At 67.5% G+C, this 24,766-nt stretch carries 24 protein-coding genes and 1 pseudogene; 8 read left to right on the top strand and 17 right to left on the bottom strand.

What is annotated here, in order from left to right; all coding sequences use genetic code 11:
• Positions 1–71 precede the first annotated feature (71 nt).
• The 4 genes from RUMESO_RS09315 to RUMESO_RS27785 are packed head-to-tail and all read right to left on the bottom strand — an operon-like array spanning position 72 to position 3,651.
• On the bottom strand, positions 72–1,109 hold the full coding sequence (locus RUMESO_RS09315) for a hypothetical protein (RefSeq protein WP_156362826.1): 1,038 nt from the start codon (positions 1,107–1,109) through the stop codon (positions 72–74).
• On the bottom strand, positions 1,106–2,149 hold the full coding sequence (locus tag RUMESO_RS09310; RefSeq protein ID WP_169791151.1) for a PD-(D/E)XK nuclease family protein: 1,044 nt from the start codon (positions 2,147–2,149) through the stop codon (positions 1,106–1,108). Before RUMESO_RS09310 ends, RUMESO_RS09315 begins: the two co-directional genes overlap by 4 nt.
• 14 nt (positions 2,150–2,163) lie before the next feature.
• Positions 2,164–3,513 (bottom strand): hypothetical protein, encoded by a 1,350-nt coding sequence (locus RUMESO_RS09305; RefSeq protein ID WP_037279829.1) that lies wholly within the window; start codon positions 3,511–3,513, stop codon positions 2,164–2,166.
• 12 nt (positions 3,514–3,525) lie between these two features.
• Positions 3,526–3,651 carry a hypothetical protein gene (locus RUMESO_RS27785; RefSeq protein WP_281177550.1) on the bottom strand — a complete coding sequence of 42 codons (126 nt, stop codon included), beginning with the start codon at positions 3,649–3,651 and terminating at the stop codon, positions 3,526–3,528.
• Between the two features lie 654 nt (positions 3,652–4,305).
• Here RUMESO_RS27785 and RUMESO_RS09295 point away from each other — a divergent pair.
• Entirely contained in the window at positions 4,306–5,652 is a 1,347-nt protein-coding gene (locus tag RUMESO_RS09295) for an IS5 family transposase (RefSeq protein WP_037279827.1), read from the top strand.
• 170 nt (positions 5,653–5,822) lie between these two features.
• Positions 5,823–6,434 carry a GIY-YIG nuclease family protein gene (locus RUMESO_RS09290; protein WP_037279826.1) on the top strand — a complete coding sequence of 204 codons (612 nt, stop codon included), beginning with the start codon at positions 5,823–5,825 and terminating at the stop codon, positions 6,432–6,434.
• Positions 6,435–6,632: 198 nt separating this feature from the next.
• Here RUMESO_RS09290 and RUMESO_RS09285 read toward each other — a convergent pair whose 3' ends face one another.
• Positions 6,633–6,917 carry a PIN domain-containing protein gene (locus tag RUMESO_RS09285; protein ID WP_037279825.1) on the bottom strand — a complete coding sequence of 95 codons (285 nt, stop codon included), beginning with the start codon at positions 6,915–6,917 and terminating at the stop codon, positions 6,633–6,635.
• Positions 6,918–7,257: 340 nt separating this feature from the next.
• Here RUMESO_RS09285 and RUMESO_RS09280 point away from each other — a divergent pair, with 340 nt between their 5' ends.
• Positions 7,258–7,905 carry a hypothetical protein gene (locus RUMESO_RS09280; protein ID WP_037279824.1) on the top strand — a complete coding sequence of 216 codons (648 nt, stop codon included), beginning with the start codon at positions 7,258–7,260 and terminating at the stop codon, positions 7,903–7,905.
• Between the two features lie 228 nt (positions 7,906–8,133).
• On the opposite strand, the gene RUMESO_RS09275 is transcribed toward RUMESO_RS09280, so the two are convergent.
• Both RUMESO_RS09275 and RUMESO_RS09270 read right to left on the bottom strand, forming a co-directional pair.
• Complete coding sequence (locus RUMESO_RS09275) at positions 8,134–9,135, bottom strand: hypothetical protein (RefSeq protein ID WP_055725561.1); 1,002 nt, start codon at positions 9,133–9,135, stop codon at positions 8,134–8,136.
• The gene (locus RUMESO_RS09270; RefSeq protein WP_037279822.1) at positions 9,132–9,653 is read right to left on the bottom strand and encodes a hypothetical protein; all 522 of its coding nucleotides are present in this window, start codon (positions 9,651–9,653) and stop codon (positions 9,132–9,134) included. The genes RUMESO_RS09275 and RUMESO_RS09270 overlap by 4 nt, the downstream gene beginning before the upstream one ends.
• A gap of 432 nt (positions 9,654–10,085) precedes the next feature.
• Here RUMESO_RS09270 and RUMESO_RS09265 point away from each other — a divergent pair, with 432 nt between their 5' ends.
• Entirely contained in the window at positions 10,086–10,538 is a 453-nt protein-coding gene (locus RUMESO_RS09265; RefSeq protein ID WP_037279821.1) for a hypothetical protein, read from the top strand.
• A 63-nt stretch (positions 10,539–10,601) separates the two neighbouring features.
• Here RUMESO_RS09265 and RUMESO_RS09260 read toward each other — a convergent pair whose 3' ends face one another.
• Together RUMESO_RS09260 and RUMESO_RS24100 are read right to left on the bottom strand one after the other, a co-directional pair.
• Positions 10,602–11,102, bottom strand: coding sequence for a recombinase family protein (locus RUMESO_RS09260; RefSeq protein ID WP_245639211.1), 501 nt, complete (start codon positions 11,100–11,102; stop codon positions 10,602–10,604).
• Between the two features lie 427 nt (positions 11,103–11,529).
• A protein-coding gene (locus RUMESO_RS24100) for an IS5 family transposase (RefSeq protein ID WP_425414891.1) occupies positions 11,530–12,311 on the bottom strand; the annotation gives its coding sequence in 2 pieces (ribosomal slippage) (positions 11,530–11,825 and positions 11,825–12,311; 783 coding nt in all).
• A 195-nt stretch (positions 12,312–12,506) separates the two neighbouring features.
• Between RUMESO_RS24100 and RUMESO_RS09250 the strand changes: the two genes are divergently transcribed.
• Entirely contained in the window at positions 12,507–13,736 is a 1,230-nt protein-coding gene (locus RUMESO_RS09250) for a GAF domain-containing sensor histidine kinase (protein ID WP_051521174.1), read from the top strand.
• A 113-nt stretch (positions 13,737–13,849) separates the two neighbouring features.
• Here RUMESO_RS09250 and RUMESO_RS28485 read toward each other — a convergent pair whose 3' ends face one another.
• The 5 genes from RUMESO_RS28485 to RUMESO_RS09230 all read right to left on the bottom strand — a co-directional run bounded on the left by RUMESO_RS28485 (position 13,850) and on the right by RUMESO_RS09230 (position 17,761).
• Positions 13,850–14,074 carry a DUF4411 family protein gene (locus RUMESO_RS28485; RefSeq protein WP_425414889.1) on the bottom strand — a complete coding sequence of 75 codons (225 nt, stop codon included), beginning with the start codon at positions 14,072–14,074 and terminating at the stop codon, positions 13,850–13,852.
• Positions 14,075–14,287: 213 nt separating this feature from the next.
• The gene (locus tag RUMESO_RS09245; RefSeq protein WP_037279819.1) at positions 14,288–14,854 is read right to left on the bottom strand and encodes a cyclin-dependent kinase inhibitor 3 family protein; all 567 of its coding nucleotides are present in this window, start codon (positions 14,852–14,854) and stop codon (positions 14,288–14,290) included.
• 41 nt (positions 14,855–14,895) lie between these two features.
• Complete coding sequence (locus RUMESO_RS09240; protein ID WP_051521173.1) at positions 14,896–15,657, bottom strand: metallophosphoesterase; 762 nt, start codon at positions 15,655–15,657, stop codon at positions 14,896–14,898.
• Between the two features lie 149 nt (positions 15,658–15,806).
• Complete coding sequence (locus RUMESO_RS09235) at positions 15,807–16,448, bottom strand: hypothetical protein (protein WP_037279818.1); 642 nt, start codon at positions 16,446–16,448, stop codon at positions 15,807–15,809.
• 119 nt (positions 16,449–16,567) lie between these two features.
• Positions 16,568–17,761 (bottom strand): NUDIX domain-containing protein, encoded by a 1,194-nt coding sequence (locus tag RUMESO_RS09230; RefSeq protein ID WP_051521172.1) that lies wholly within the window; start codon positions 17,759–17,761, stop codon positions 16,568–16,570.
• 254 nt (positions 17,762–18,015) lie between these two features.
• Here RUMESO_RS09230 and RUMESO_RS09225 point away from each other — a divergent pair, with 254 nt between their 5' ends.
• The 3 genes from RUMESO_RS09225 to RUMESO_RS28775 all read left to right on the top strand — a co-directional run bounded on the left by RUMESO_RS09225 (position 18,016) and on the right by RUMESO_RS28775 (position 20,127).
• On the top strand, positions 18,016–18,447 hold the full coding sequence (locus RUMESO_RS09225) for a hypothetical protein (protein ID WP_037279817.1): 432 nt from the start codon (positions 18,016–18,018) through the stop codon (positions 18,445–18,447).
• 52 nt (positions 18,448–18,499) lie between these two features.
• Positions 18,500–19,621, top strand: coding sequence for a hypothetical protein (locus RUMESO_RS27080; RefSeq protein WP_037279816.1), 1,122 nt, complete (start codon positions 18,500–18,502; stop codon positions 19,619–19,621).
• 65 nt (positions 19,622–19,686) lie between these two features.
• Positions 19,687–20,127: a hypothetical protein gene (locus RUMESO_RS28775; RefSeq protein ID WP_037279815.1), complete on the top strand. Its 441-nt coding sequence runs from the start codon at positions 19,687–19,689 to the stop codon at positions 20,125–20,127.
• A 97-nt stretch (positions 20,128–20,224) separates the two neighbouring features.
• Here the strand turns inward: RUMESO_RS28775 and RUMESO_RS09210 are convergent, their stop codons facing one another.
• The 3 genes and pseudogenes from RUMESO_RS09210 to RUMESO_RS09205 all read right to left on the bottom strand — a co-directional run.
• A complete protein-coding gene (locus RUMESO_RS09210) occupies positions 20,225–21,184 on the bottom strand; it encodes a hypothetical protein (protein ID WP_156362825.1) in 960 nt (319 codons plus the stop codon).
• 62 nt (positions 21,185–21,246) lie between these two features.
• A complete protein-coding gene (locus RUMESO_RS26260) occupies positions 21,247–21,804 on the bottom strand; it encodes a C-terminal helicase domain-containing protein (protein WP_245639213.1) in 558 nt (185 codons plus the stop codon).
• Positions 21,805–22,018: 214 nt separating this feature from the next.
• A pseudogene (locus RUMESO_RS09205) lies at positions 22,019–24,499 on the bottom strand (TM0106 family RecB-like putative nuclease); the annotation flags it as partial.
• Positions 24,500–24,766: the final 267 nt, after the last annotated feature.

Genomic DNA, 24,766 nt, shown 5'->3' with positions numbered 1-24,766 from the left:
TGCGAAGTCTTGATTGCCGTCCAGATCGGCTCTGATGGATTACGTTACACGGTGTGAAGCGTGCCAATCGGTCAGAGCTTCACGCCTGACATCTCCTCGACTGCGGCCACGAAGGCAGAGGCCGAACCTGCCCCCTTCCGGGCCCAGTAGCGGTGCCCCTTTGCCACGTCCCTGACCTGGAACCCGCGTCGCTCTAGCGGAGCCGGACCACCGTGGGCAGCGACGAAAAGTTTCGAGACGTACCACTCCATCAGGCGCCGGTTGAGGCCGCCCACCTTCTGCCCTCGGAAGTGGACCACCACCTGCTGAGTCAGTACACCAACGGCGTAGTCCGGACTTCCGAAAAGTGTGTCGAAGACCCTTCGCGCCTCAAGCGGCAGGCTCGCCAGGGCGTCGGCGGAATCCAGCGCCGAGATCAGGTCGAGGCGAGGTGACGTTCCCGTGGATGGAACCGCCGGCGGCGCCTCGGCCGCAGCTTCCCCGAACGCCAATGCCAGCGCGTCCCGCGAGGCAGCCCGGCTCAGGAGGCGGAAGCGCGACAGATGCGGCAGGTGGACGATCGCTCGGCCGTCGCAAGTCCGATAGCGACGGAGGCACAGGTGGCCCCACCCCGCGGAAATCTCGCTCTCGGCCGTGGCGCCGGTCAGGGTGATGATCAGATCGGCGGCCTCCTGCGAGACGGCCACGATGAGGCGCAGGTCCGGCCGGGCGAGCGGGCCTGCCCAGAACTCCCGGCCTAAGGCCAGCGCGCCATCCTTTTGTCGGACCGTCAGGTTTCCCCAGGCGACCGCTCGGAATGGCGTGACCACTCCAGTCAGGACTTCACGTGGCCGCACTCCGAGGAGCTCGGTGAGGGCAAGGAACTGCCCGGTGATCGGGGAGCCAGTCGTCGTGCGCTCGACCTCGTAGGAGTTGCCCCGCTCGTCCGACACGGCGCGCAGGTCGGCCCCGGGTGGGGCCGTCCCGGGCTTTAAGGACAGAAAGGCCACGTGGCCGGTATCCAGGGTCGACCACGGACCGTAGACGAACTTGAGTCCCTGGCTGAGGTTGAGCCGCTGTTCCTCGGCCGCCAAGCGCCGACGCCAAGCTTCACGATCCGTCTCAATCATGCCCGACCACCCTCGAGACGGGACACCACCTGCGACCAGTCCTGGAGCTCGGCGCGATGGCTCCGGACCCATGCCTGCAACCGGCGCGCTGCCGCGATGCCTGCTCGAATGGCTTCTATCTGGATGTCGAAGTCGGCGAGCAGATCGACCTTCGGTGTGTCCGCCACGACCATCAACCCGGAACGGCCGCCCGCGCGCCTGTTCACGGTGGGCTCGAGCCGGAAGCCGTTATCGACGATCGCGGATTCCATATGCTTGGATAGCTCGGCGAAGTGGTCACCCCAGGTGTAGAAGTTGACGTTTGCGTTGGCTGCCCGGAGCTGATGCACGATGCGCGTCTGTGGCAGGAAGGGCCAGGCAGGGAGACTCTCGGGGCCGAAGATCATCGTCCTGCTCTCGGCAGGACCGTCCTTGAGCATGCTGGGCCCTGGGACGAGGCTCGGGGCCTCCACCTTCAAGAGCTCAACGTAGCGGGCCGAGAAAGCCTGCTTGGCGGGATGGATCACCGGCGCGTAGCCCCGGCGCTGCTTGTCGATGGCCTGCCGCATCAGCCGCGCCCTGTAGCGCAGACGGGCGGCGATCTCGCCGGTCGTGCGATCAGCTCGCTCAGCCAGAAAGGCCGCGATGCGCTCATAGCTCACCCACGCATCGAAAGCCTGGACGAAGGCGCGATGCTGGGCGGCATAGTCGTCCGGGCATACGAGGACCGTTCGGACGATGTGGTACTCGCCGGCACGCGTTCGAGCCTCGTCCCGGTAAGAGGAGGCCTGATCGGGCTGCTCGTCCGTGTCGAGCTTGTTCTCGATTAGGAGGAGCACGCGTCCTGACGCTGCCTCGATCTCGACCGAGATGTCGATCTCGCGCCGGTTGTGCATGCGCCGAGTGGAGTGGCGCACCATACCACTGAGGAGGCCGGTGGCCGAGCACCCGGCAACATCGGTGAACCAGACGAGGAAGTCGGTCGAGGCTTCCAGCTCCTCCACGAGGAGGAGGTCGACGTCGCGCTCGGTGGCATGGGTCAGGGTGGGGACGTAGGTCATGGGGTTGGCCACATTCATGAGAGGGGGTCGGTGGGCTGGCGCCCGAGCCAGCGGGCCTCGGCTTCCGCTTCGGCCCGGGCGACCGCGGTCTCGGTCTCGGCCCGAAGCTGAGCGACCTTGCCGGTCACCTCGCGGCAAGCCGCCTTCAGATCTGCCTCGAGAGTTCCGGTCAGGAGGTCCGCGTAGAGACAGGCTGCCGCGGTGCCGGACCGGAAGCGGTTCGGGGGCAGGTCAAGAAACAGCCGAGAGCTTCGCTGTTCTCCCCGTAGCTGATGCTCGGGATCCTCGAAGAGCCGCCGCAGCAGGCCGGGGCTGATCTCCTCCCAGGCGTAGTACGCGTGCTCGACGCCCTGCCGGAACTCGGCCTCGGGCGGATCCACGTAAGGAAAACCTCGGAACTCGATCACCTGACCTTGCAGAACGCCGCTTCGAATGGTGTCTGATCCGCCGGTCCCATCCGAGTAGCGGTTGTCGAAGACGATCAGATCGTCGGAGGCCGTATAGGCGTCGAGCCGGCTACGGAACTCAATCATGGGCCCTGGCCGGCGACTGTCGTTCACCGGAGCGAGAGCCAGCCGGATCTCGAGCCGAAGGTCGAAGGTCGCCTCCAGGGCTCGCCCATCCTTCAGGTTCAAGGCCGCTGTGACAGGCGGCATCTGGGACCGGTCGGCCAGAAGGACGGACGGCACGGGTGCCATGTCTCCAGGATAACCGCAGGCACCTGCCAGCCCCACTTCGGAGCCGAGGTAATCGAGTGGATGGGGGGACGGCGTCAGGGTTCCCGCGATGTGGTCGTGCCGACCGTTGAGCTTCACCACCTCGACCCAGTACCGGGCCACGTTCTCCTCGTGGATGACGGCGGAGGCCATCTGCCTCAGGAGCGTGGCGAGCCGGGCCCAGTTCTCCTCCTCCGGATCAAGGTTCACCTCGTCGCTGGTCCCCAGGCTCGCGCCCTCGAAGATCCGACAGAGGCATTGGACGGGATCTTCCTTCGCGAGCTCGGCGATCGCCAACGCGAAGTCGAGGTACTTCTTCGGCTTCTTCGCCAGTCGTCCGCGCCGTTCCTCGGTGCCGTCGGGCGGGAAGGTGTAGGTATCGAGCCTCTTGGTCGAGTCCGTGGTGCTGTCGATCCGGAAGCCGGCGCACTCCAGAACGTCACGCTTGCTCAGCCGGCGGGCGGACGTCAGTTCTTCAAGGATAGCATGGAGGTTCTGGGCGACGCGGAGCTGGTCCTCGGCCGAGAAGGGTGCCCCCATCTCGATAGCGCGGCGCAGGCGGGCTGCACGACGGATCTTGGCCGCCCGCGCGTCCGCGACGCCCTCTGTCTTTGGCCGGCGATCCTCGATGGAGATAACATTGGTCATCAGGAGCTCTCCTTAAGCGCGGGCGGCGTAGCGCCGCGAGGTGCCGTGGTTGCGGAGTACAGTGACGATCTGGCCGCGGTCGTCGCTCCAGATCACGGCGAGGTTCTCGAGACGACGGGCAAGCTGCGGCTCGAGCATGGCTGCGTCGGACCGTACCCTCCGGCGGCTGATGCACAGGATCCGGCAGCCCGAGCCGGCCTCCCGGTCGAGATCGTGGTGGTCCAAAAGGAGTTCGACTACCTCGTGCGGGACCCCGCGTTGCTGGCACCGTCGGGTAGCGTGTTGGCTCATGACGTCACGGGCGCTCTGTCTCATGGCATCCTCCGTTCGATGCCATTGTCATCTCACGGATGAGCGAACCCTCGCATTCCGAACTTCAGGAAAAAGAGCTCCTGTAATTCGGAGTTTATTGGATGTGATTCAGGAAGACAGCGGAATCCAGCACAGGAAGTTAGAGGCAGGGAAACGAGGAAGACCCGGCGTCCTTCGAAGAGAGAGATGGGGCAGCGAGCAGCCGAAGCAGGGCAAGGCTAGGCAAACCTCTAGAAGGAAAGCGCCTATGCCCTGAAGAAGCATTCCGGTTTTGCCCGATGCTGGTGGCGCGAGTTCCCCCGCAAGCGGGGCGAACCGGCGTGCCGGGGAGTGCTCTGCCGACGGCAATCATTTTGTCAGTAGTCCGGTCTGAACAACAGCGAAGTCATTAATCTTGTGGTGCAAACCGGAGGTTTCGGTCGATTTGGCGTGCAGGGTTTCATAGGATCTGGCCTGGAACCCTGCAATTTCGGCTCCTCGATGAAGCACCGCCCGCGCCCTCCCGAGCAGGACGACCTTCTCCGCCCACGGCTCGTTGACCTAATCGACCTGCGCCATGAGCTGGTGAAGCTAGCGAGCCTCATCGACTGGGAGTTCTTCGAGCGGGAGTGGGCCGGGTTCTTTCCGTCCACCACCGGCAGGCCGGCGACCTCGCCGCGGCTGGTGGCAGGCCTGCTCTATCTCCAGCACGCGTTCCGGCTGTCGGACGAGGCGGTGGTCGCGCGCTGGGTGGAGAACCCGTATTACCAGCACTTCACCGGGGAGGTGTTCTTCCAGCACCGCCCGCCCATTGACCCGACCTCGCTCACCCGCTGGCGCAAGCGGATCGGCGAGGAGGGCGTCGAGTGGCTGCTCACGAAGACCATCGAGGCCGGTCGCAAGTCCGGTGCCGTCGAGGACCGGAGCCTGGAGCAGGTCGCCGTCGACACCACCGTGATGGAGAAGGCCATCGCTCACCCGACCGACTCCCGCCTTTACGAGCGGGCGCGAGCGCAACTGGTGGACCTGGCCCGGGCGGCCGGGATTGAGCTGCGGCAGAGCTACGCCCGCCTCGCTCCCCGGCTGGCGGCTCAGGTCGGCCGATACGCCCACGCCAAGCAGTTCAAGCGGATGCGCAAGGCCCTGAGGACGCTCAGGGGCTATACCGGGCGCGTGCTGCGGGACCTACGCCGGCAGTTCGATGATATCCCCGCAGGGCCGCTGCGGGAGAGGGTGCTCGACAAGCTCCTGCTGGTCTCGCGCCTGCTGCACCAGACGCCGATGGACAGCGGCAAGATCTACGCCCTGCACGAGCCGGAGGTGGATTGCATCTCCAAGGGCAAGGCGCGTGTGCGATACGAGTTCGGATGCAAGGTCAGCGTTGCCACTACCCTCAACGGCGGGTTTATTGTCGGCATGCGGTCACTGCCGGGCAACCCCTACGACGGTCACACCCTGGCCGAGGCGCTGGAGCAGGTCGAGATCCTCACCGACTGCCGCCCTCGCCTGGCCGTGGTCGATCGCGGCTATCGCGGCCACGGTGTCGAGACGACCCGCGTCCTGATCAGCGGCACCCGTCGCGGTCTGACGCCAGCCTTGGCGAAGGCGCTCCGACGCCGCAGTGCCATCGAGCCGGAGATCGGCCACATGAAGACCGACGGCCGGCTCGCCTGCTGCGGCCTCAAGGGCACCCTGGGCGACGCCCTCTTCGCCGTGCTCTGCGGCTGCGGCCACAATCTTCGCAAGATCCTCGCCCACCTCCGGGCTTGGCTTGCCCAGATCATCGCCGCGGTCCTGAACCTCGTCGAGACCATGCAGGACCGCCGACAGGGCTATGCAACCGCCTGATCAGGTTGTTCAGGCCGAACTCAGTAGGATTTCTTGTGACGCATGTGAATGTTGACCCGGAGCGGACCTGCCACCTGCTAGGACTGAGCCAAGGGGCCGGTTCTCTTGTGCGTTCACATGGGCCGCGTTCAGGCTGACCAGGAACGGCTCCGTAAACGTGTGGGGTGCTCATGAGCAAGTCAGACGAGATCCGGGAGTTGGCCCGTCAGGGCTTGCCTGTCGCCGAGATCGCCAAGCGTGTGAGCGTCAGATACCAGCACGCCTACAACGTCCTCAAAGCGGCCGGAATGCTGGCCCAGACACCGTCGAATGTTGCTCCTGTCGATGGCGCACCGGCGTCTTTGATGCAAGCTGGGCGGCCCCGGCTGACCACCGCGGTGCTGCTGGCCGGCGGGTTTGAGCACACCGCCGATTGGGTCTTGGTCTCGGGAGACCTGAGGCCGAGCGAGGTCCTGCCGAAGCGCCGGGGCGTCTATGCCTTCATGAAGGACGACGATGCGCTCTACGTCGGGGTGGCCACGATGGGGCTGGCCAAGCGCCTCTATTTCTACGGCCGTCCCGGTGTCACGCAGCGGACCAGCCAGCGGATCGGCGCAGCCCTGAAAGCGGAGCTCGAAGCCGGGGCGACGATCAGGATATTCACCGCCTCGCCGCCGGATCTCGAGTGGAACGGCCTGCCGGTGGCAGGCGATGCCGGTCTTGAACTGGGCCTGATTCAGACGTTCCGCCCGCCTTGGAACCTGCGAAGTTCCAAAGCTGCGTCGTCGCCAGGCAGCTTGTAGATCCGTTCTGGCGTGACTCGGCCGCGCTCTGAACAAGGAGGATAGAGCGGTGGATCCGTGATCTAGTGGGAGACGGAGATGACGGCTGAGACCACGACCCAAAGGCAACCTATCACGCCGGGGTGCGAGCCTAGGAGGGTGTGCTCCAGTTCTGGATCCCCGAGTCAGTGGCCGTGGGTCGGCCCGGTGTCCCGAGGCTCAGCCGATCACTGGGTCGATCACCGCCTGTCCACCGATGATCATTCCCTTAACGAGGCGCAGGTCGAGGTCCGGATTCAGGCGGTCTCTGAACCGGTCGTTGGTCACGATAGGCACCGCGTTCCGCTGCGCGTAGCCGATCAGGAAGGCGTCCGCTTGGCTGCCAGTTGGAACCATCTGGACCCGGTCAGGACCAAGACCCAGCACTTGTGCGAGCTCGCCTTCCCCAATGTCGCGCTGCAGGGTCGTCCAGCCGATGCTGGCGTCGAACAGCATCAACGCCATTGGGAGCCCTCCTTCGACCGAACAGGATCAGGGCCGCCCGCAAAAAATTTCCAATGGAGTACCAGACGAACCGGCGGTCCGGCGAGCTTGGCCGGCGAACGCAATAGGGACCGACTACTGAGTTGCGCCCGATGGGCGATCCTAGCCGACTGAACAACTCACGTGGGGGCAAGCCCCGGTCGTCTCTCCGAGGGCCTGGGGAGCTGCGCACCCCTGGAGCCCCGCCCAGGACCGCTCTCCTGGCAGGTCAGAAGGGGCTCGCCGGAAGGGTGCCCCCGCGCTAAGGTTCCCTAGGGGCAGGCGGCGGCAGCCCGTCGACCGCCGGCCCATGGGAGAAAGCATGAAGAAGCACCGACTGTTCGCGTCCGCATTGGTCGCCGCCGTTGCGGCCGGTCCTGCCCTAGCCACAGAATTCTGCGACTGGCGCCCGAGCCAGTCGCTGGCCACCGCCACGGTCGGCGCGGGCTCGGCGGCCACCTTCGCGACTGGGACGACCGCTCAGGCTCTGGGTTACTACACCCTGACGAATGCGACGACGGGCGCAATCATGCTGGGCTCGACCGCAGCGGGAACCTCGGCCGCCGGCACGGTCGGCATCGTCGCAGGGACGAGCACCGGCATTGGCGCCACGGTGGGCGGCGCCATGGCTGCCACGACCTTTGCGGCAGTGGCGCTGGTCGTCCTCGCGGGGGTCGAGGGGGGGTGCTACTACTTCCACGACGAGGTCGTGAGAGACCCGAGGACGATCTTTGGGATCCTGCAGGACATGGAGGCTCACGCCGACCCGGAGGCCTTCCGGCTCAACTACCATCGGGATGGGGAGGGCAGGATCTGGGCGTCCCAGGTGCAGGTCCTCATCCGCGACGGCGACAGCCGCCTCCAGATCTACGAACTCGATGACCTCTATATCTGGAACGGACTCCTCAAATACGACGGCTGGGTCGGCAACGGCATAATCGGTCGCGTCAGCGTCGTGATCCCGGAATGACCTGAGGCGCGTCTGATCTCTGTAGCCTCATCCTCCTTTCTCTGGGAACCAGGGCTAGACCTCGCGCTGCGCCAAGCCGAAGCCGTGATCTGGCCACCCATGCAGCAACCTCCCCCGCAACCTCGCGGCGCTCTGCCAGGGGTGTCACATGCTGCATGATGGCGAGGAGCACGGCAGGAAGCCGTGGAGCAAGGTGTTACGGCTCTGAGCTCTCGAGAGCCTTTTTGGCTAGGCAGGCTGTCCCTCGGGACTCAGCACGAGCAGCGGCTCCTGGGGCTCGTGCTTGAGGCGTTCAACATAGTCCCGCCCACGGATTTCCAGGGAGCCGATGCGGCGAAGCAGGAGCGGGGCGGTCGCGTGAAGGTCCTGCAACTCTCGAAGGCCCAAGCAGATCGCCCTTGAGGTGGACAGGAGCTTCAACGGACGGGCATCGGCCGGTGCGGTCTTGGCAAAGCCCGCCGTCAAGGCGACAGGATTGAGGTGCTGGAAGATCTCCGTGGTGCGTCCAGCGGCCGTTTCGGCATAGGCCTGACCTTGGGCGAACTCGTCTAGAAGAACATAGCACTCCGTCTTGGTGGCTACAGCCACCCGGTATCGGTCCACCAGATAGGTCAGGTTGTCGACGGAGCTCCCCTCCGTGATCGCATGCCCTATCTCGCCCACATATACGTTTTCAATGCTGCTCAGGGCCTTGACAACATGGGACCAGGTCTCGCGTCCGCCGTCACGGGCGTGCCAACCCTCCGCCGCGTTGTCGAGCTCGCCGCGCAGGTTGGCTTCCGCTTCCCGAAGTGCGCGCGCGCGCTGGTCCTGGAACCCTGAACGAATCTCGGAGGCAAGCTCGTCGAGCTTGCCGGAAATGTCGTCGAGCCGCGACTTCACCAAGGCGAAGCCTAGCGCGGACACGCCGATCCCGAGACCCGCAAGGGCCAGGTTTGCGATCTGCATGGACTGGATTCCGCCCATCATGGAGCGAAGAGCGTCGACCTTGTTGTCGAGTCGGTAGAGTTGAAAGTTTGCGCCGAGCCCGGATGCGGCGTTGACGAGCGCGGAAACCGGGTTGGCAAAGGCTCCAGACTGCGTGAGGACCGCCTGGAGCGCGCCGGTCTCCTGAAGATGCCCCACGATCCGGCCGGTGCCGACCTCCTTCAGGATCGTTCCGAACCGTTCGATCTGGCCCAAGTCGAGTTGCGCCGCAAACCTGGCCGGAATCTCAAACGGAATGGTCACGCTGATTCTTTCTGTGTTTTGGCGAGCGACCTTGCCGCCTGGAACTCATCCTCGAGAAATGCATCGATCCGAGCCAGAAAGCTTCCTGGCTCCGGATCGAAAAGGCTGCCCTTTGCTCCGAGAAGCGCGCGCCGGACGAGGCCCGACGTGGAGGAGAAGCGCGTCGAGGCTTCGTTCGCCAACGTCTCGAAGCCGTCGCTCCGAAGCCATTCGGACAGGGCAGGCGCTTGCTGGTCGGGCCCAATGGAGCCTTCGTGAGCCAGCATCTGACGCAGCTCGCGGCGCGCCTCGACGAGGAAAGGGGCTGGGCCGCGTTCGAACCACTCCTCCATCGTCAGGCGAAGCGAAAGAGCAGACCTACTCCAATAATACTCCTTCAGATTCGAGCTGGTCAGGCGTTCCAAGATGTCATGGGTCAGAACCCTCGCCTCCCGGTCAACCATCGTCCGGGCGGCGCAGGCCCAGTGGTCGCGCCAATCGAAGGCATGGCGCCTCATCGCAAGAGCTTTAACGTCCATCGTGCCGATCCACCCCTCGTCCGAGCCAGCTTGGTGGGTTTGACAGCAAACGTGAAGAGGTCCCGGACAGATGCGACAGCCTAGAGCCTGTTGAGACTCAGGACTCCGCTCCTCGATCAGGTCTGATTCAAGCTCTCTGACGGGAGCGTGCGATGGAGAGACTGACTCTGACAGACGCCCAGTGGGCGATCGGCTCCGCAACCCTGACCTGCTGCGCCGCTCGCCCATTGCTCCCTCGGCGCTCGCGCGCCAATCTCAACCAAGGACTCTGGCTCTGCATGGATGAAGGTCGGAGTCCACAGCACGTCCTTCAGGGTTTCTGAAGGTTGCTGGTCGAAGTGAGTTGGAACACTGCCACTCCGGGAGCACAGCCCCACATGCGAGACTGACATCTGCATTGCCGCCAAGCGGGGCGTGACTCAGACTCTGGTCATGCCGATCGCTCCCGAGCACCGCTGGTTCTACCCCATCGACTGGCGCGAGCTCTCGCAGGTCATCCGCTTCACCCGTGCCCAGGGCCGCTGCGAGCACTGCGGCCGCCCGCACGGGCAGGAGATCACGCATCTCGGCGACGGCACCTGGTGGGACGCCGAGCGAGGCATTTGGCATGATGGCCGTGGCCGGCGGGTGCGGGGGCTGCCGCCGCCTCAGGCCCTCGAAGCAGGTCAGCTTATCTTGGTCGGCATCCCCCCTGCCCCGCGTCTCCCCGTCACGCGCGTGGTCCTGGCCAGCGCGCGTCTGGACCACGATCCCAGCAACAACCGGCCCCGCAACCTCGCCGCGCTCTGCCAACGGTGCCACATGCTGTACGATGCGGACGAGCACCGCAGGCGACGTTGGAGCAAGGTGTTCCGGCTCCACGCCCGTGGGGACCTGTTCGACTAGGCCAAGCCTTCGGAGATGTAGGACGCCAAACTCTCGGAGAGCAGTCACGCCCGCCGGATCGTCTTAGCGCTCACCCGGAAACAGGGCGGCGATCTCGCCCATGGGCCGCCCCTCCTCATCCCGCATGCGACGTGCCTCGGCCCGCTGAGACGGCGAGAGCGCCGGCGGCCGTCCCCCTACCCTGCCCCGCTTGCGGGCAGCTTCCAGACCCTCGCGCGTGCGCTCCGCAATTCGGCCCCGCTCGAACTCGGCAATGGAGGCGAAGACGTGGAAGACCAGCCGCCCCGCTGGCGTGGTGGTGTCGATGTCCTCGGCAAGGGGGCGGAAGCCCGCGCCCTTGGCTTCGATGGCTTCCACGATCTCCAGGAGGTCCTTGAGCGAGCGGGCGAGCCGGTCGTACTTGGTGACCACCCCCACATCGCCGGGGCGGAGCTGGTCCAGGAGACGGTCGAGCTCGGGGCGATGTCGGGCCGTGCCGGTGATGGTGTCCGTGAACAGGCGGCCTGCCCCGGCCTTCTCCAGCGCGTCCCGCTGGCCGTCGAGGCTCTGGTCCGCTGTGGACACCCGTGCATAGCCCAGGATGATGGACAGAACCCTCCCAAAACCTCCGACGTTTTGGCCCAGGGTTCTGTCCGGGTCGAGCCTTTGTAGCTGCTGAACCAACTGGAGTGGGACACAAACGGTCGGATACTGTTGGCGAAGTCGGAGCCGGGTAGCGATCGAGCGCTGAAGTTGCGGTTCTGGAGCACGCCCGATGGACGCTGGCGCCCACTCACACCACGCTCTTCTCTGCTCTCACGACCTCAACCTGACTTCGCCAACAGTGTCCGGTCGTTTGTTGGCACTCCAGCGCTGGGGTGTCTGTCCGAGTAGGCTCGAGACCCGTCCATGACTCTGTCCGATACATTCGGAAGGAACCCAACTCGAACGTAGAGATGTGTCCGACGGATCTGACCGGACACGGTATACCCTAAGAGCTTGTTTGGCGAAGCTATGTCGATGGAGCGAGCCTACGGAGCATGAGGTGGATCATGGCGAGCTTGATGAAAGCCTCGGCCGACTGGAGGCGGCGTTCGTAGTCCTTCGCCAGGCGGCGCGATCGGCCGAGCCAACCAAAGGTGCGCTCGACCACCCACCGACGCGGCTGGATAGCGAAGCCCTTTTGGCCTTCGGCGGGTCGGACGATCTCGATCCGGACGCCTTGCTCGGAGGCCCATGTGGACAGAGGCTGCCCTGCGTAGGCGCCGTCGGCCCAGATCCGCTCAAGGCGAGGCTGGAGCGGATCTGGGCCGACAGCAGGCGCCGGGCTCCGGCTTGGTCGGAAACATGGGCGCCGGTGACCTCGTGCGCCAGAACAAGTCCTTCGGTGTCGACGAGCAGATGCCGTTTGCGGCCCTGCACGCCTTTGCCGCCGTCGTAACCCCGCACACCGCCTGCCTGGGTCGTGCGCACGCTCTGGCTGTCCATGACGCCCGCTGAGGCCTCGGGCGCCCGGCCGCACTGGACGCGAACGGCTCGCCGGAGCGCCTCGTGGAGCCGGTGCAGAAGACCCCGTCCGTCCCATCGGCGATGGTGGTAGTAGACCGTCTGCCATGGCGGGAAGTCGCGTGGGAGCTGACGCCACTGGCACCCCGTTCGGACGACGTAAAACACGGCGTCAACCACAAGGCGGGTGGGCCAGTGACGCCGGCGACCGCCAACCAGCTCGGGAAGATGCCGTCGGACCAGCGCCCACTGCGCGTCCGTCAGGCTGCTCGGATATCGTGCTTTCATGCTGGCAGGAACGCACGAGCTCACACCATCCCGGTTCAGCGCTGATCGCTCCAACCCCCTTCGCCAAACAGGCTCTAAGCGACGTGACCGTGTTTCACACGAGATCCCAATTTGGAGTGCGCAGGGGGTCGGACGGCTGCTCTTCTGCTATACGTGCCGTGTGGGTGTTTATTGGTCGCTATCATGGGCGAGTTTATGGAAGCCGGCGAGGTCAGAGCGGCGCGTCTGGCGGCGCTTGCTGACCTCGACATTCTCGACACCCCGCCGGAGGCCGATTTCGACGATGTGGTGCTCTTGGCGAGTGCCCTGTGCCAGACCCCGATCGCTCTCGTGACCCTGGTCACTGACGAGCGGCAATGGTTCAAGGCGCGCTGCGGCGCTCCCATGGACCAGACCTCGCTCGACCAGTCGGTCTGCAAGTACACCATGAGTGAGCCGGACGTGCTGGTCCTCCCCGACCTCCGATCCGACCCTCGTACCGCGGACAACACGCTCGTCACCCGCTCGCCGTCCATCCGCTTCTATGCCGGAGCCCCGCTCAAGACCCACGCTGGCGTGCCACTGGGCGCGGTGTGCGTGATCGACACCGCACCCCGGCCGGAGGGACTGACAGAGGCGCAGGCCGCCGGGCTCAAGGCTCTGGCCCGGCAGACCGCGACACTGCTGGAGACCCGCCGGCGTTCCCCGCGACAGGACATGGACGATGCCACCCAACTGGCGACCGTGGCCGAGGCGCTGGAGAACGAACGCCGGATGGCCGAGCTGCGCGAGCGCTTCGTGGCGGTGCTGGGCCACGACCTGCGCAACCCGCTCACCGCCATCGACGCCGGCCTGCGCATTCTCAGACGGGATCCGACCAGCGACACCGCCCAGGCCCTCCTGCCCTTGATGAAGCAAAGCGTGGTCCGCATGAGGGAGCTCGTCGAGACCACGCTCGACTTCGCACGCCTTCGCTTGGGGGGCGGGATCGAGCTGCACCGCCGGACGCGGGATCCGCTCCTGCCGGTGCTGGCGCATGTCGTGGCCGAGGCGCGGGCCAGCCACCCCGAGTGCCACATCGTCGAAGAGCTCAACCTGACCGAGCCAGTCCATTGCGACCCCGACCGCATCGGCCAGATGCTCTCGAACCTGCTCGGGAATGCGATGACGCATGGCGACGTGAGCAGGCCGATCCGGGTCGGAGCCCAGACGCGCAATGGGGAGTTCACTCTGTGGGTCGCCAACAGCGGGGCCCCGATCCCACCAGACCTGCAGGCCCGATTGTTCGAACCCTTTGCACGCGGCGAGCGGCCCGGACAGAAGGGCCTCGGCCTGGGCCTCTACATCGCGGCCGAGATTGCCCGGGCACATCACGGCTCACTCGGCGTGACCTCCACGCCGGAGCAGACCCGCTTCGTGTTTCGGATGCCGCTTTTGGCGCATTAGGCCCTCATAGGACAAGAGAGCTGTCAGGAATACGGTCGTTTGCTCGACAGATGATGCATCTCCGAACCGAACTCCGCCGGCTGTGGTGATTGATCGACACTGTTTTCGACTGCCTAGCCGATCACCCATCGCTCCGCGCGGATGAGGTCCAAAAGATTCATAGGTGGCATCCCCAGCGCCAAGCACACGTCCGGGATGTGGGGGCGCAGAGGCGATCCGGTCGGCTTCTCGTTGGTCACGATCTGCAAGCCCCGGACCCGCGCCATGGCAATCACGAATGGATCCGCGGAGGTTCGCAGCTTCTTTTCCCCGACCAAGCGAGGAAGGCGGGCCAGCACCTCGGCTGCGCCGATCTGGTTCTAATCTTTGAGCGCATCGTTGCAGGCGCGGTCGAATGGAGCCAACACCTGCAAGGGACATATGCACGGCCTAACCCGCTGAAGAGGCTCGCGTGGGCAGGCGCCGGCTCTGACGGGATGTGGCGGAGGCGAGGCGGGTATGCGCCTCCCCCGTCTCTTTCAGGGTCATCTTGTCCGTCCTCCTCAGGGGCTTCAGAGGGTTCGTTCCGGGTCAGCGGTCCCGGACGGGACATAAGCCCGCACGTACCGCTCCTGCGCCGCCGTCTCGATCGCGCCGGGCCGGGCCGTCCGCACCGTCCGGATCGCCGCCTCCGCGGGCAGGCCCGTCTCGATCAGGAGGAGCGCCGCCACCAAGCCGGCCCGGCCGAGCCCGCCCCGGCAATGAACAATCACCCGCTCCCCCGCGTCAAGCCGGGAGAGCAGGTCTGCTCGGACCGCGGGCCAGCCCGACAAGAACGGGGAGGCCGGCACGTCCACGTCCCGGATCGGGAGATGCGCCCAGCTCATGCCTTGTGCCTCCACCCGCGTGCCGAGGTCCGGGACCCGCAGGAGGCCGAATTCATGCGGCTCGATCAGGGTCAGGACCAGACCCGCGCCCCAGTCGCGCAGGGCGCGCAAGTCCGTGTCGAGGTCGCGCGCCCAGGGGGCGCCGTTCAGGCTGTCCCCGTGCTTGCCGGGGCAGAAGGTCAGGCCGAGGAGGCCCTCGCGGACCGGGACGGCGTCGACCCGGATCGGGTGGGTTTGGCTGGTGCGGATCATTGGGTCCCCTCTCTCATCGCCTCGTTGATCTCCCCTCTGCATCAGACGTCCTGCCGGGCGAGCCCGACCCGGTACCGGTCCGGCCCGAACTCCGCCCAGCCGACCTGTGGCAGCCCGAAGGCGGCGCCCGCGTCGAGGCAGAGCCGCCGATGGGTCTCGACCCGGTCCGCGGCGCGCGCGAACCCGTCCGGTCCGGCCCGGCGCGTCACCGCCGGGGTGTGGCCGTGGACGACGACCCAGGACCGGTCCGGCCCCCAGCCGAACTCCCAGTCGAGGAACGGGTCCCGGATCCAGGCCCAGTGCTTCCCGGACGACCCGAACCGGCCCTGTGACAGGAAGATCCCCGCATCCACGCCCGGGGCGAGCCCCGCATGCACCAGGAGCAACTCCCCCGCCCGCTCGAAGGAGGGGCCGGAGGTCATCGCGATCAGGAAGGCCGGGTCGAAGGCGGCCCGGGCAATCTCGGCGAGGTCTACGAGCTTTCGTGCCGTGCAGCCCGGGTCCACCTCCCGGATCACCTCATCCCCCCCGTTGTCGAGCCAGTCCCCCATGAACTCCTGCGGGTCCAGAAGCCCGTCGATCAGCATCAGCTCGTGGTTCCCGGGCAGCAGGGTGACCGCGTCGACCCGCGCCTGATCCGCCGCCCCCATCGCCAGCCGCACCGCGCCGAGGCTGTCCGGCCCCCGGTCGATCAGGTCCCCGAGGAAGACGAGGCGCCGCGGCAGGCCGGTCCCCGGGACCCGGCCGATCGCGTCCAGCGCGGCGCCGAGCGCGCCCGCCTGGCCGTGCAGGTCCCCGATCACGAAGAGCTGCGCTTCAGGGCCGCGACAGGGGAGCGGGCGCCAAGGGCCCGGACGGGTCCGATCAACCGACATGCGGGCCTTATTGGAAGGGGGTGAGAGGGACGCGCCCGGCCGGGCGCGTATGTTCAGCAGAGATCGCGTCGGGCGGGTCAGTCGCACGCCATCCGCTCGACCGGGAACCCGCCGAGCAGCATGAAATACTTGTCCGCGGCCCGCATCCGGAAGAGTCGCTCCGACATCACCGGCGCCCAGTCGTCCCACATCGCCTCCGTAACCCCGGTCCCGTCCAGATGCGCGGAGAAGGCGTCGGCGAACCGGTGGAAGGCGGCCAGGTAGGCCGGGTAGTCGTGATCCGGCAGCCGGCGCCCAAACATCTCGCCGAGCCCCTGCCGCGCCCGCTTGTCATAGGGGACGATCACCTCCGGGCGCAGCGAGAAGGCGAACTTCGAGACGAGGCTGGTCTGCAGGCCGCGCGTCGCCCCCGCCGCCTGAAGCCCGCTGGCAAGCTCAGACACGAGGGCGGGCAGCCGCTCCTCCGGCGCCGCGATCAGCGCGGGCCGAACGACCGTCCCGAGCTCGGCGGCGAGCAGCGGACGATACGGGGTCGGGTTGGACCGGGCCAGCATCCACAGGCCGAGCCAGCGGCGCAGGAACGCCTCGTCGATCGCCCCCAGCTCCCGGATCTCGCGCGACATCCGCCCCTCCCCCCCGGCCCAGGTCCGGATCGCGGAGCGCGCCGCTACCTTGAGGTGGGAGAGGTCAAGGGGGAAACTGGGGGCGGGTTCGATCATGCGCGGCTCCTGATGAACGGACAAAGGGGCCCGCGCCGACGCGGGCGAGGCCGCTAAGGGGAGGGGTCCGGTGACCGTGATGTGAGATATGGTGATTTATACCATATTGCGCCGACCTGTCAAGCCGGATCCCCGCCCCCGCCGGTGACGAGCGCGGCCCGGCTGATCCGGAGCGCCTCGTCCAGCCGGTCCGCCCCCTCTTCCCCTGGCTCCGCCCGGAACCGACTCCGATGCGGACCGGACCGGTTCGGCTCGAGTTCCGGGAGCCGGACCCCGGAAAGCTCCCTTGGCTCCGCCAGCGCGGTCCCGGTCAGCGCGCCGCGCCGCGGGTCCCAGCTCAGCGCGATGAGGGGGCGGCCCGTGCCCAGGTCCGTGATCCGGAGCTCCGGGGCGCGCGAGACGCTGACCCCGAAGTCCCGGTGACGTGCGTAAGCCGTGAGGACCCGGCCGAGGAGCCGCACCTCCCCCTCCGGGGCCGCGGTGAGGGTCGCGAGGAACAGGTCGAAGAGGCGGATCTGCGCCTCGCGGGCGATCCGGCGCAGCCGCTGCAGGCCGGCCGGGAGCTCCCGCTCCGGTTCGGGGGCGGCGAGGCGGCGCCGGTAGAGGGCGGCGGACCGGGTGCTGGTCCGCGCGGAGGCGCCGGTCGGCTCCAGGAAGGGGAGCAGGTATTTGCGGAAGTTGCTCGGGTCCACCTTCCCCTTCAGATGGGTCATCACCTCCGTCGCCTGGCCCAGCGTGAACGCCTCGGGCAGGAAGGCGAACAGCAGCTCCGGCGCCCCCTCCTCGCGGCGGCCGAACGGGATCCGGTCCTCGATCAGCCGGCGCGCGTCCGCGAGGATGCGCGCGTGGTCGAAGGCGAGCGGCACTCCCTCATAATCCCCGTCAACAAGCTCCGGGAGCGGGACCCATCGCGCCTCCACCACGTCCGTCCCGGTGATCGGGGCCACCTCCGGCTCCTCGGACAGGAGGACCGACAGATAGGCGACCGAGATCACCCGCTCCGGTCTCGGGTCCCGGTCGATCGCGCTGTAGACCCCGATCAGTTCAAGATGCGGGTTCTCGATCCCGACCTCCTCAAGGAGCTCGCGCCGCACGCAGGCCTCCAAGTCCGGGTCCTCCCCCGCCTTCAGGAACCCACCCGGCAGCGCCCAACGGTCCGCGTAGGCCTCGGCGTCCGGACAGCGACGTACGAGCGCGACCCGCAGCCCGCCCCCGCGCGGCAGGTTCAGGAGCACGATGTCGGTCGCCACCGACACCATCGGAAAGCGGTAGAGGTGGCCCTCCGCCCCGTCGGGCTGATCGTTCCGGCTCATGGGGTCTCCTTGGGGTTTTTGATGGGTTCACGCACGCAGCTCAAGGATATCCATGATAGGTAAAATTTACAATATTATTATGTGAGATTTACCTTGACAGTCACCGCGCAGATCGTGTAGACGTGTCCTTCCCGCCTCACATCACCGCGCATCCTGCACGCCGTCGCGCCGCCCGCGCGAGGGCGTCTTCGCATGTCCGCGCCCCGCCGCCTCGCGTCTCCCCCATATATGTAGCCCATCACAACGGAGAGCTCATGAGCCGCATCGACGACGTGATCACCGCCATCCCCGCCATGACCGCGGCCAAGCGCGCCGTCTGGGCCGCCAACGCCGCCCGCGTCATCGCCAAAGGGCCCCGCCGCAGCCCCGCCTACGCTGACGCGCTGCGCCTGCGTGACGCCCTCACCGTCTTCGAGGCGGCCTGCCCCGCCGAGGACTCCCTGATCGCCGCCTGCGGCCTCGACTGGGACCGCACGACCGCCGGGCGCACCACCTTCCGCGGCTTTGACGGGGGCCGCCTCGTCGCCCGGGTCATCCGGGTCCGCCCGGGCAAGTTCATCGTCCAGGTGCGCGGGGCCGCGCTGCCCCGCCCCTATACCACCCTCTCCGCCGCGCGCGCCGCCGCGGCGGAGGCGCTTCATGCCGGGGCGGAGGACGCCCGCGTCGCCCTCCCCCGGGCCGCCTGACCGCGCCCATCGCCCTTCGCCCCTGAACGCCCCTTTCAACGCGAGGTCCGCGATGCATACCGATTTGTCCCGCCGTATCACCCAGCTGATCTGCGCCGCAGACAGCATCAGCCCCGCCGCCCTGAAGTCCGAGCTGCTCGACCTCGCCCGCCACTGCCAGGTCGTGCCCGGGAACCGCTTCCTGGTCAGCGCCGTCTGCGGGTCGCTCGAGGGGGCCGCCACCGCCGTCTTCGGCCCGCTCGCCCTCCTGCTCGTGATGACCGAGCCGCGCCGCCGCCAAGTGTATTTCGCGGTGCTGGCCCGGCTCGACGCGGACGGGGCCTTCGAGGCGCCCGGCCTCGACGAGGCGGCCCGGGCCGACCTGCTCAGCCGGCTCGTGCTGGCGCGCAACGAGGACCTGATCGCTCAGGCCTACGGGTCCTGCCCGTTGGGGTTCCTGCGCCTGATCGGGCGGTTCGGGGACTGCGCGCGCAAGCCGGAGATCTACACCGGCCTGTTCGGGCTGCTGGACGCGCACCCGGACCTCGCGCCGCCGCTGCTCGGCGCCTGCCAGACCGGGCCGCTGACCGATGACCTGATCGAGCTTGCGCAGGCGCTCCCGCCGACCCCGCTCGGGGTCCGCGCCGCCGCCCGCTTCGAGGCGATGGGGGAGTATAACCAGCTGATGCGCCCCTATCAGGCGATCACCGGGAATGCCCAGCTGACCGAGGCGCATCTGCGGCGGATCGCCGAAGGCGAGGCGCCGGGGAACCTCCTCGAGGGGATCTACCTCGACCTCCCCTTCCCGGCCCCGGTCCTCAGCGGCCCGGAGCTGGCCTACATCCCGGACGGGCAGGCGCTGGTCCGGACCGCGCGCGAGTTCTCGAACTGCTTGGCGGGCTACGTGGCCGAGGCGCTGAAGGGGGAGCGGCAGTACTACATATGGCGCGCGCCCGAGGCGCCGGCGGTCGTCTTCTCAATCAGCGCGGAGGCCCCGTTCGGCTGCTACCTGTCCGAGGCCAAGCTGGCGGAGAACGGACGGCTGCCGTTGAAGCTGCGCCGGGACCTGCACCGGATGCTCAACGGCTGCGGGATCCGCACCGACGGGCCCGTTAAGAAGATGATGGGCCCGTACCGCAACGACCCGAACCCCTTCATGATGGATGATTTTCTCGACCTCGACGAGGCCGCCTGACCCAAGACGCCCGGGGGCACCATCGCCCCCGACCCACCTCCCCATTTGCCGGAAAGGACCCCGCCATGCCATCGAACGGCTTTCTGATCTTCCTGGGGAACCCCCTCACCGTGGTGGTATACAAGGCCAAGGTTGAGGTCTGTTTGCGCCTCGACCCGCACCCGGGCTCCCTCGCGATCGCGGCCGGCCCATGGATCCCCAAGAAGTTCGACGAAGAGATCGAGGAAACGGCTGCCCTGCCCGTGGGGCTCGCGGGGGTTCAGGAGATCCGCAATTATCCCGGACATGATCGTCTCCTTCAGGGGAAGGCGACTGTAGAGGTCGAAGCCCGGAGATGTTGTCTCGGCTGCAGCTTCGCGGGCGTGGCGAAGCTGCTCCCTCCTCGCTCGGAGGGCGGCCAGAAGGTCTTCAACGGACATGATGCCTATCGGAGCTGGGGTTTAGGTGTTGACGGCGGAAGGAGACACGCCGAGCGCAGCGATTTCGGTCGAAGCCAGATCTGTTGATCCCGTCTCGCAGGCGACGAAGACCTGGTCTCAGCATTTCGTTCTCCTGCTTTCCAAAAGCTGTGGACACATCAGCCATCCGACGCGGCTCGAGAAATCACTCTTCAAACCAGCCACCGAACCAGCCGATTGTGCTGTTCCACATGCCACCAAAATCAGGCACCGGCAGATCATCAGCATCGGGGATGACGTTGGTCGCCGCCGTCCAGACCGTTGAAGGCGAGTCCTTGATCATCTGCCAGACTTCAGCCTTGCTGGGCACCCGCATGCCGCAGACTTGGCTCACCTGCGGATCTTCGGCCGGTGCGACGCCAAGCGCGACCTCCAGCTCGTGCATTTCACGCATGGAGTCGCACGAGGACTTCAGCTCATAGGTCGTAGCCGCAACGACAATGGCGACGCCATAGAACGGGATTGATTCCCCTGCCATGCTGCCCAAGTTCGTGGCAGCGACCCGGGCGGTGCGGTCGCTGATGCTTCCCGTCACGCGCTGGACAACCTCGCGCACGGGCACCTGCTCGCCGCCCCATTCGACCAGTTGCGCGGCCTCTGCTGCCTCCAGAGCCGCGCGCAGGCCGCGCACGTCGTCTGCGGCATCCTCGACCCTGGTCGCCAGCGCGAGCCCTTCCGCTTTTGCGGCATTTAGCTCCGCCACGAGCCGTCCGGCTTCGTCTTCCAAGCCGCGCGCCCGCTCGACAGCCTCGGCGGCAGCATCGTCTGCAGCATTGAGCTCGGCCGCGAGCCGGCCCGTCTCTCGCCTCAGGCCATCGGCCTCGTCCAGGGCGGCCGCAGCCCGTCGTTCCGCCGCATCGAGGTCGGTCGAGAGCCGATCGCGTTCGGCCCGGAGCCCGTCGGCCTCCGCGACCGCACGATCCGCACGGGCACGCTGGTCCTCAAGAGCCTGCTCGGCGGTCTCCTTGGCCCGCCGGTCGCGGTCTCCCACCGGCTCCAGCGCGGTGACGGCGCTGATGGCCGCCGAGACCAGCGTGTTCAGGCTGGACAGGGTCAGGGTCGCCACGTTCAGCGCGATCATCACCAGAACGACGCCAAGGATCACGAGCGCCCTCAAGCCGCGCCAAGCTGTTCGGACTCCTGCGGCTCCTGCTTCCACCATGTCTGTCACGACGCCCTCCGGATCACCGGCCGTTCCACCTGCCCCGCCTCGGCTAGCGCACAGAGCGTGTTCGCGAGCCGCATCTGCTCCACCGTCTCGCAGCGCGCGTCCAGCAGCCGCTCGGCCCCGAAGACGAGCGCGAGCGCCTTGGCCCGCGACACGGCCACGTTGATGCGGTTGAGCGAGAGCAGGAACTCCATCCCGCGCGAGGTCTCTTCGGCCGACGAGGCGGTCATGGAGACGAGGCAGGCGGCCGCTTCCTGGCCCTGGAACTTGTCCACCGTGCCCACCTTGATGCCGGCAGGTAGCGCGTCCCGCAGCGCGTTCACCTGCGCGTTGTAGGGGGCGACCACGATGATGTCGCTCTCGCGCATGGGGCGACTAGCGCCGTCCTTGTCGGTCCAGAGCCCGGAGAGGAGCAGAGCCGCGGCCTCGGCGATGGCCTCGACCTCCTCGGGGCAGATCTGGGCGCGGGCGCTGTGCTCCACAGGCACCCAAAAGGCGCCGCCCTCCGGGAAGGGGGTGTTGCCAACCTTCTGTTTGGCGGTGTCGGGGTGGCTCAGGAGCCGGCCCGCATAGACCTGGTCCGAGATGAAGCGGACACGCGTCCGGGTGCATCCGGCGCGAGACAGGCAGGAAGATGCCCCGGTCGGGCGGGATGGTCGAGGCCTCGCCCAAGAGCCATTCGAGGCAGGAGAGCCCGGCGGGATCAGGATGAGAGCCCTGGATCACCTGCGGGAGTTGGCGCGGGTCGCCGACGAGCACGATGTTGCGCGCGGCGCGGCCCATGCCGAGGAGGTTGGCGAGGCCCATCTGCCCCGCCTCGTCGACGAAGAGGTAGTCGAACCGGCCGGCCTGCTCGTCGCGGGCGAAGAACCAGGCGGTGCCGCCCACAACCGGCGCGGCGCTCAGGATCGCCGCGTCGTTCGAGGTCGGGCGCTGGATGGGGCAGCCCTCCTCGTAGCTGTCCTCCCCCTCGCCCACCTTGTGGGCGATCTCGCAGTCGAAGGGCAGGTCCGCCTCCTCCAGAGCCGAGAGGCAGCCCAGGAGCACGTTGCGGATCGCCTCGTGCGAGGAGGCGGCGACCCCCACGCGCTTGCCCTCGCGCACCAGCGCCAGGATCGCGCGGGCGGTGACATAGGTCTTGCCCGTCCCGGGCGGCCCTTGGATGGGCAGCACCGTGCCTTCCATCCGCAGCACCGCGTCGACCGTCCCCTCGACCGGGTCGCGGCCGCCCAGGATGTCGGCCACCGGCCCGCCCCGAAGCCGCGGCGGCCGGCGGGCGAGGAGGTCGTCCACGGCGGTCAGGCGCTTCTCGCCGCACTGGTCGACGATCACGGCGCGTAGGCCGTCGCGGATCACGTCAGTCTTCAGAGGGCCGGTCGGATGCAGGCTCAGCCGATCCGCCAGGAGATGCGCCTTGGCGTTCCCCTTCTTGAGGAGAACCTCGCCCCGCGCATGATCCAGTTCGACGACCTCGACCGTGTCGGGGAACCCGTCGGTGGGCACCGAGACCGTTTGCCCGGCGCGGATCTTCGTCTCCTGCGGTGGGAAGCGGTAGCGCCGCTGAACCGACTTACGGGTCGAGGTCGGCTCGGCCGGGCCCATCGCCTCCAGCCCGCCCAGGGCGTCGAGATCCTCTTCCAGCTCCTCGGGCTGCTTGTCCACGGAGGCGAGCACGGCCCACCAAGCCGGCTTCGCCTCGCGGCGGTGGAAGAGGCCCAGATCGAGGAGCGCGCGCCGGACCTTGTCCTCGCCTGGTTCCCCCAAGAGGCGGCGCACCTCCTCCTCGTGCTCGCGGTCCTTGCGGGCGCTGTCGGACTCCTCCGCGTCGGCGGAGCCTTGGCCGAGCACCGGCCATTCGCCCGCGGGGCGGACGGTGACGAGCCAATCGCGCAGCTTCTCCGTCGAGACGCAGTCGACGCGGTTGTAGGCCTCGATCTCCTTGAGGATCGCCTCGTCGCCGGTGTCGCGGTAGCGCTCGTAGGCCACCACCGAACCGCCCGCCGTCTTCACCTCGCCGTCGCGTTCGAGGCCGTAAAGCGCCTCAAGCGACTTGATGGAATAGTTGTCCTCGGAAGCCACCACTGCGCCGCGCACAACGGTGTAGAGGTCCACGAAGCGCCGCTCGCGCAGGAGCCGGTCGAGGAGGGCCTCGCCGATCCCGTGCCGGACGGTGAGGCGCTTGAGCGCCGTCACCTCGTAGGCGGCGTAGTGGTAGATGTGCGCCTCCGGGCTCTCGCGCAGGCGCGCCTCGAAGAAGCCGAGGAGCTTGCGCAGCGCCTCCTTCTCCCCCGCCCGGTCATGGGACCAGAGCGCGTGGAACTCGCCCCCACACCATAGGCCGTGCAGGTACTCGAGCCCGCCCCCGTCCACATGGGGGTCGCCCTCGATGTCGTAGAAGATGTCGCCCGGATCGCGCCGGGGCAGGAGCGCATAGCCGCGCCCCGGCTCGGGCTCACGCAGGACATGAGTGGGCTCGCCGGTCTTGCGGTCGTGCTGGAGCTTGGCCTGGAGGACAAGCTTGCCTTGCGTCGAGGGCGACAGGCCTCGCACCACGCGGTCGAGGGAGGCGAGTTCGGCCATGGTCCGCACGCCCGCCGCCTCGAGCTTCGCGACCTGCACCTTGGAGATGTTCGCCACGCCGAAGAGGCTGTCCTCGGCGCGCCACTGGTCGTCGCAGGCGTCACCCCAGCGGCAGAGATCGCAGTCCGCGCAAGGAGCAGCCCGCGTGGCCCAAGGCGAGGCCACGAAGCCCTGGAGCCTCCGCCGCAACCGCCGGGCGTAGGCGGCGAACTCCACGAGCCGCAGCGTCGCGCGCTTGCCCGTGCCGAGCTCGACATGAATGTGCTCGGGATGCACCCCCTGCACCTCGGCCAGAAGGTCCGAGTAGAGGGCAAGCTGGAGGACGTGCTTGGCGGTAACGCTGCGCTTGAGCTTGGTGTCCACCACCTCGTAGCTGTACTCGCCTAGCTTCGAGGGTCTATCCACCCGCTCGAGGAAGTCCGACCAGCCGCCCCAGGCGGCGCCCTCTCCTCGCGCCATGAGCGCGCCCTGGTAGATCACCTCCGGGCCCTCGCGGAGCGCCGCAAGCGTGGCCCCGACGTCGCGAACGAGGTCGTTGCCCTCGATCCCGATGATGCGGCGTCCGTCGGCCCGGAGCTTGTCGAGATGCCCGGCTTCGTGCGCGTCGCCCTTGCCCTGGAGGATCACAGCCTCCGCCCCGGCCTCGCGCGGTTTCGGCGGCTCGCGCCGCATCCAGCGCAGGTCATGCGCCGTGGCGTGCTGGCAGCCCGCAAAGCGCATCACGTCGGATGCGGACAGAAGGATCGTGTCCCCGAAGGTCTTCATTTTGCCTCATGTTTTCGGTGTGGCGCGTCGTGCGAAAGCGTGATGGACGGGCCGCAGGTCGCCTAGATGAACAAAGAAAGAACGAGGAACTTGGGATGACCGGTTCTGTCAGGGCTGCAGCAACCGCCGGCTCGGCAGATTCTGGACGCAGTCTCGATCCTGGTTCCGTCTCTC

Source organism: Rubellimicrobium mesophilum DSM 19309 (genome assembly GCF_000600335.2).
GTDB classification, from domain to species: Bacteria; Pseudomonadota; Alphaproteobacteria; order Rhodobacterales; family Rhodobacteraceae; genus Rubellimicrobium; species Rubellimicrobium mesophilum.
Note: the sequence above shows the minus strand (reverse complement) of the source record. Positions and strands in the feature narration are given on the sequence as shown.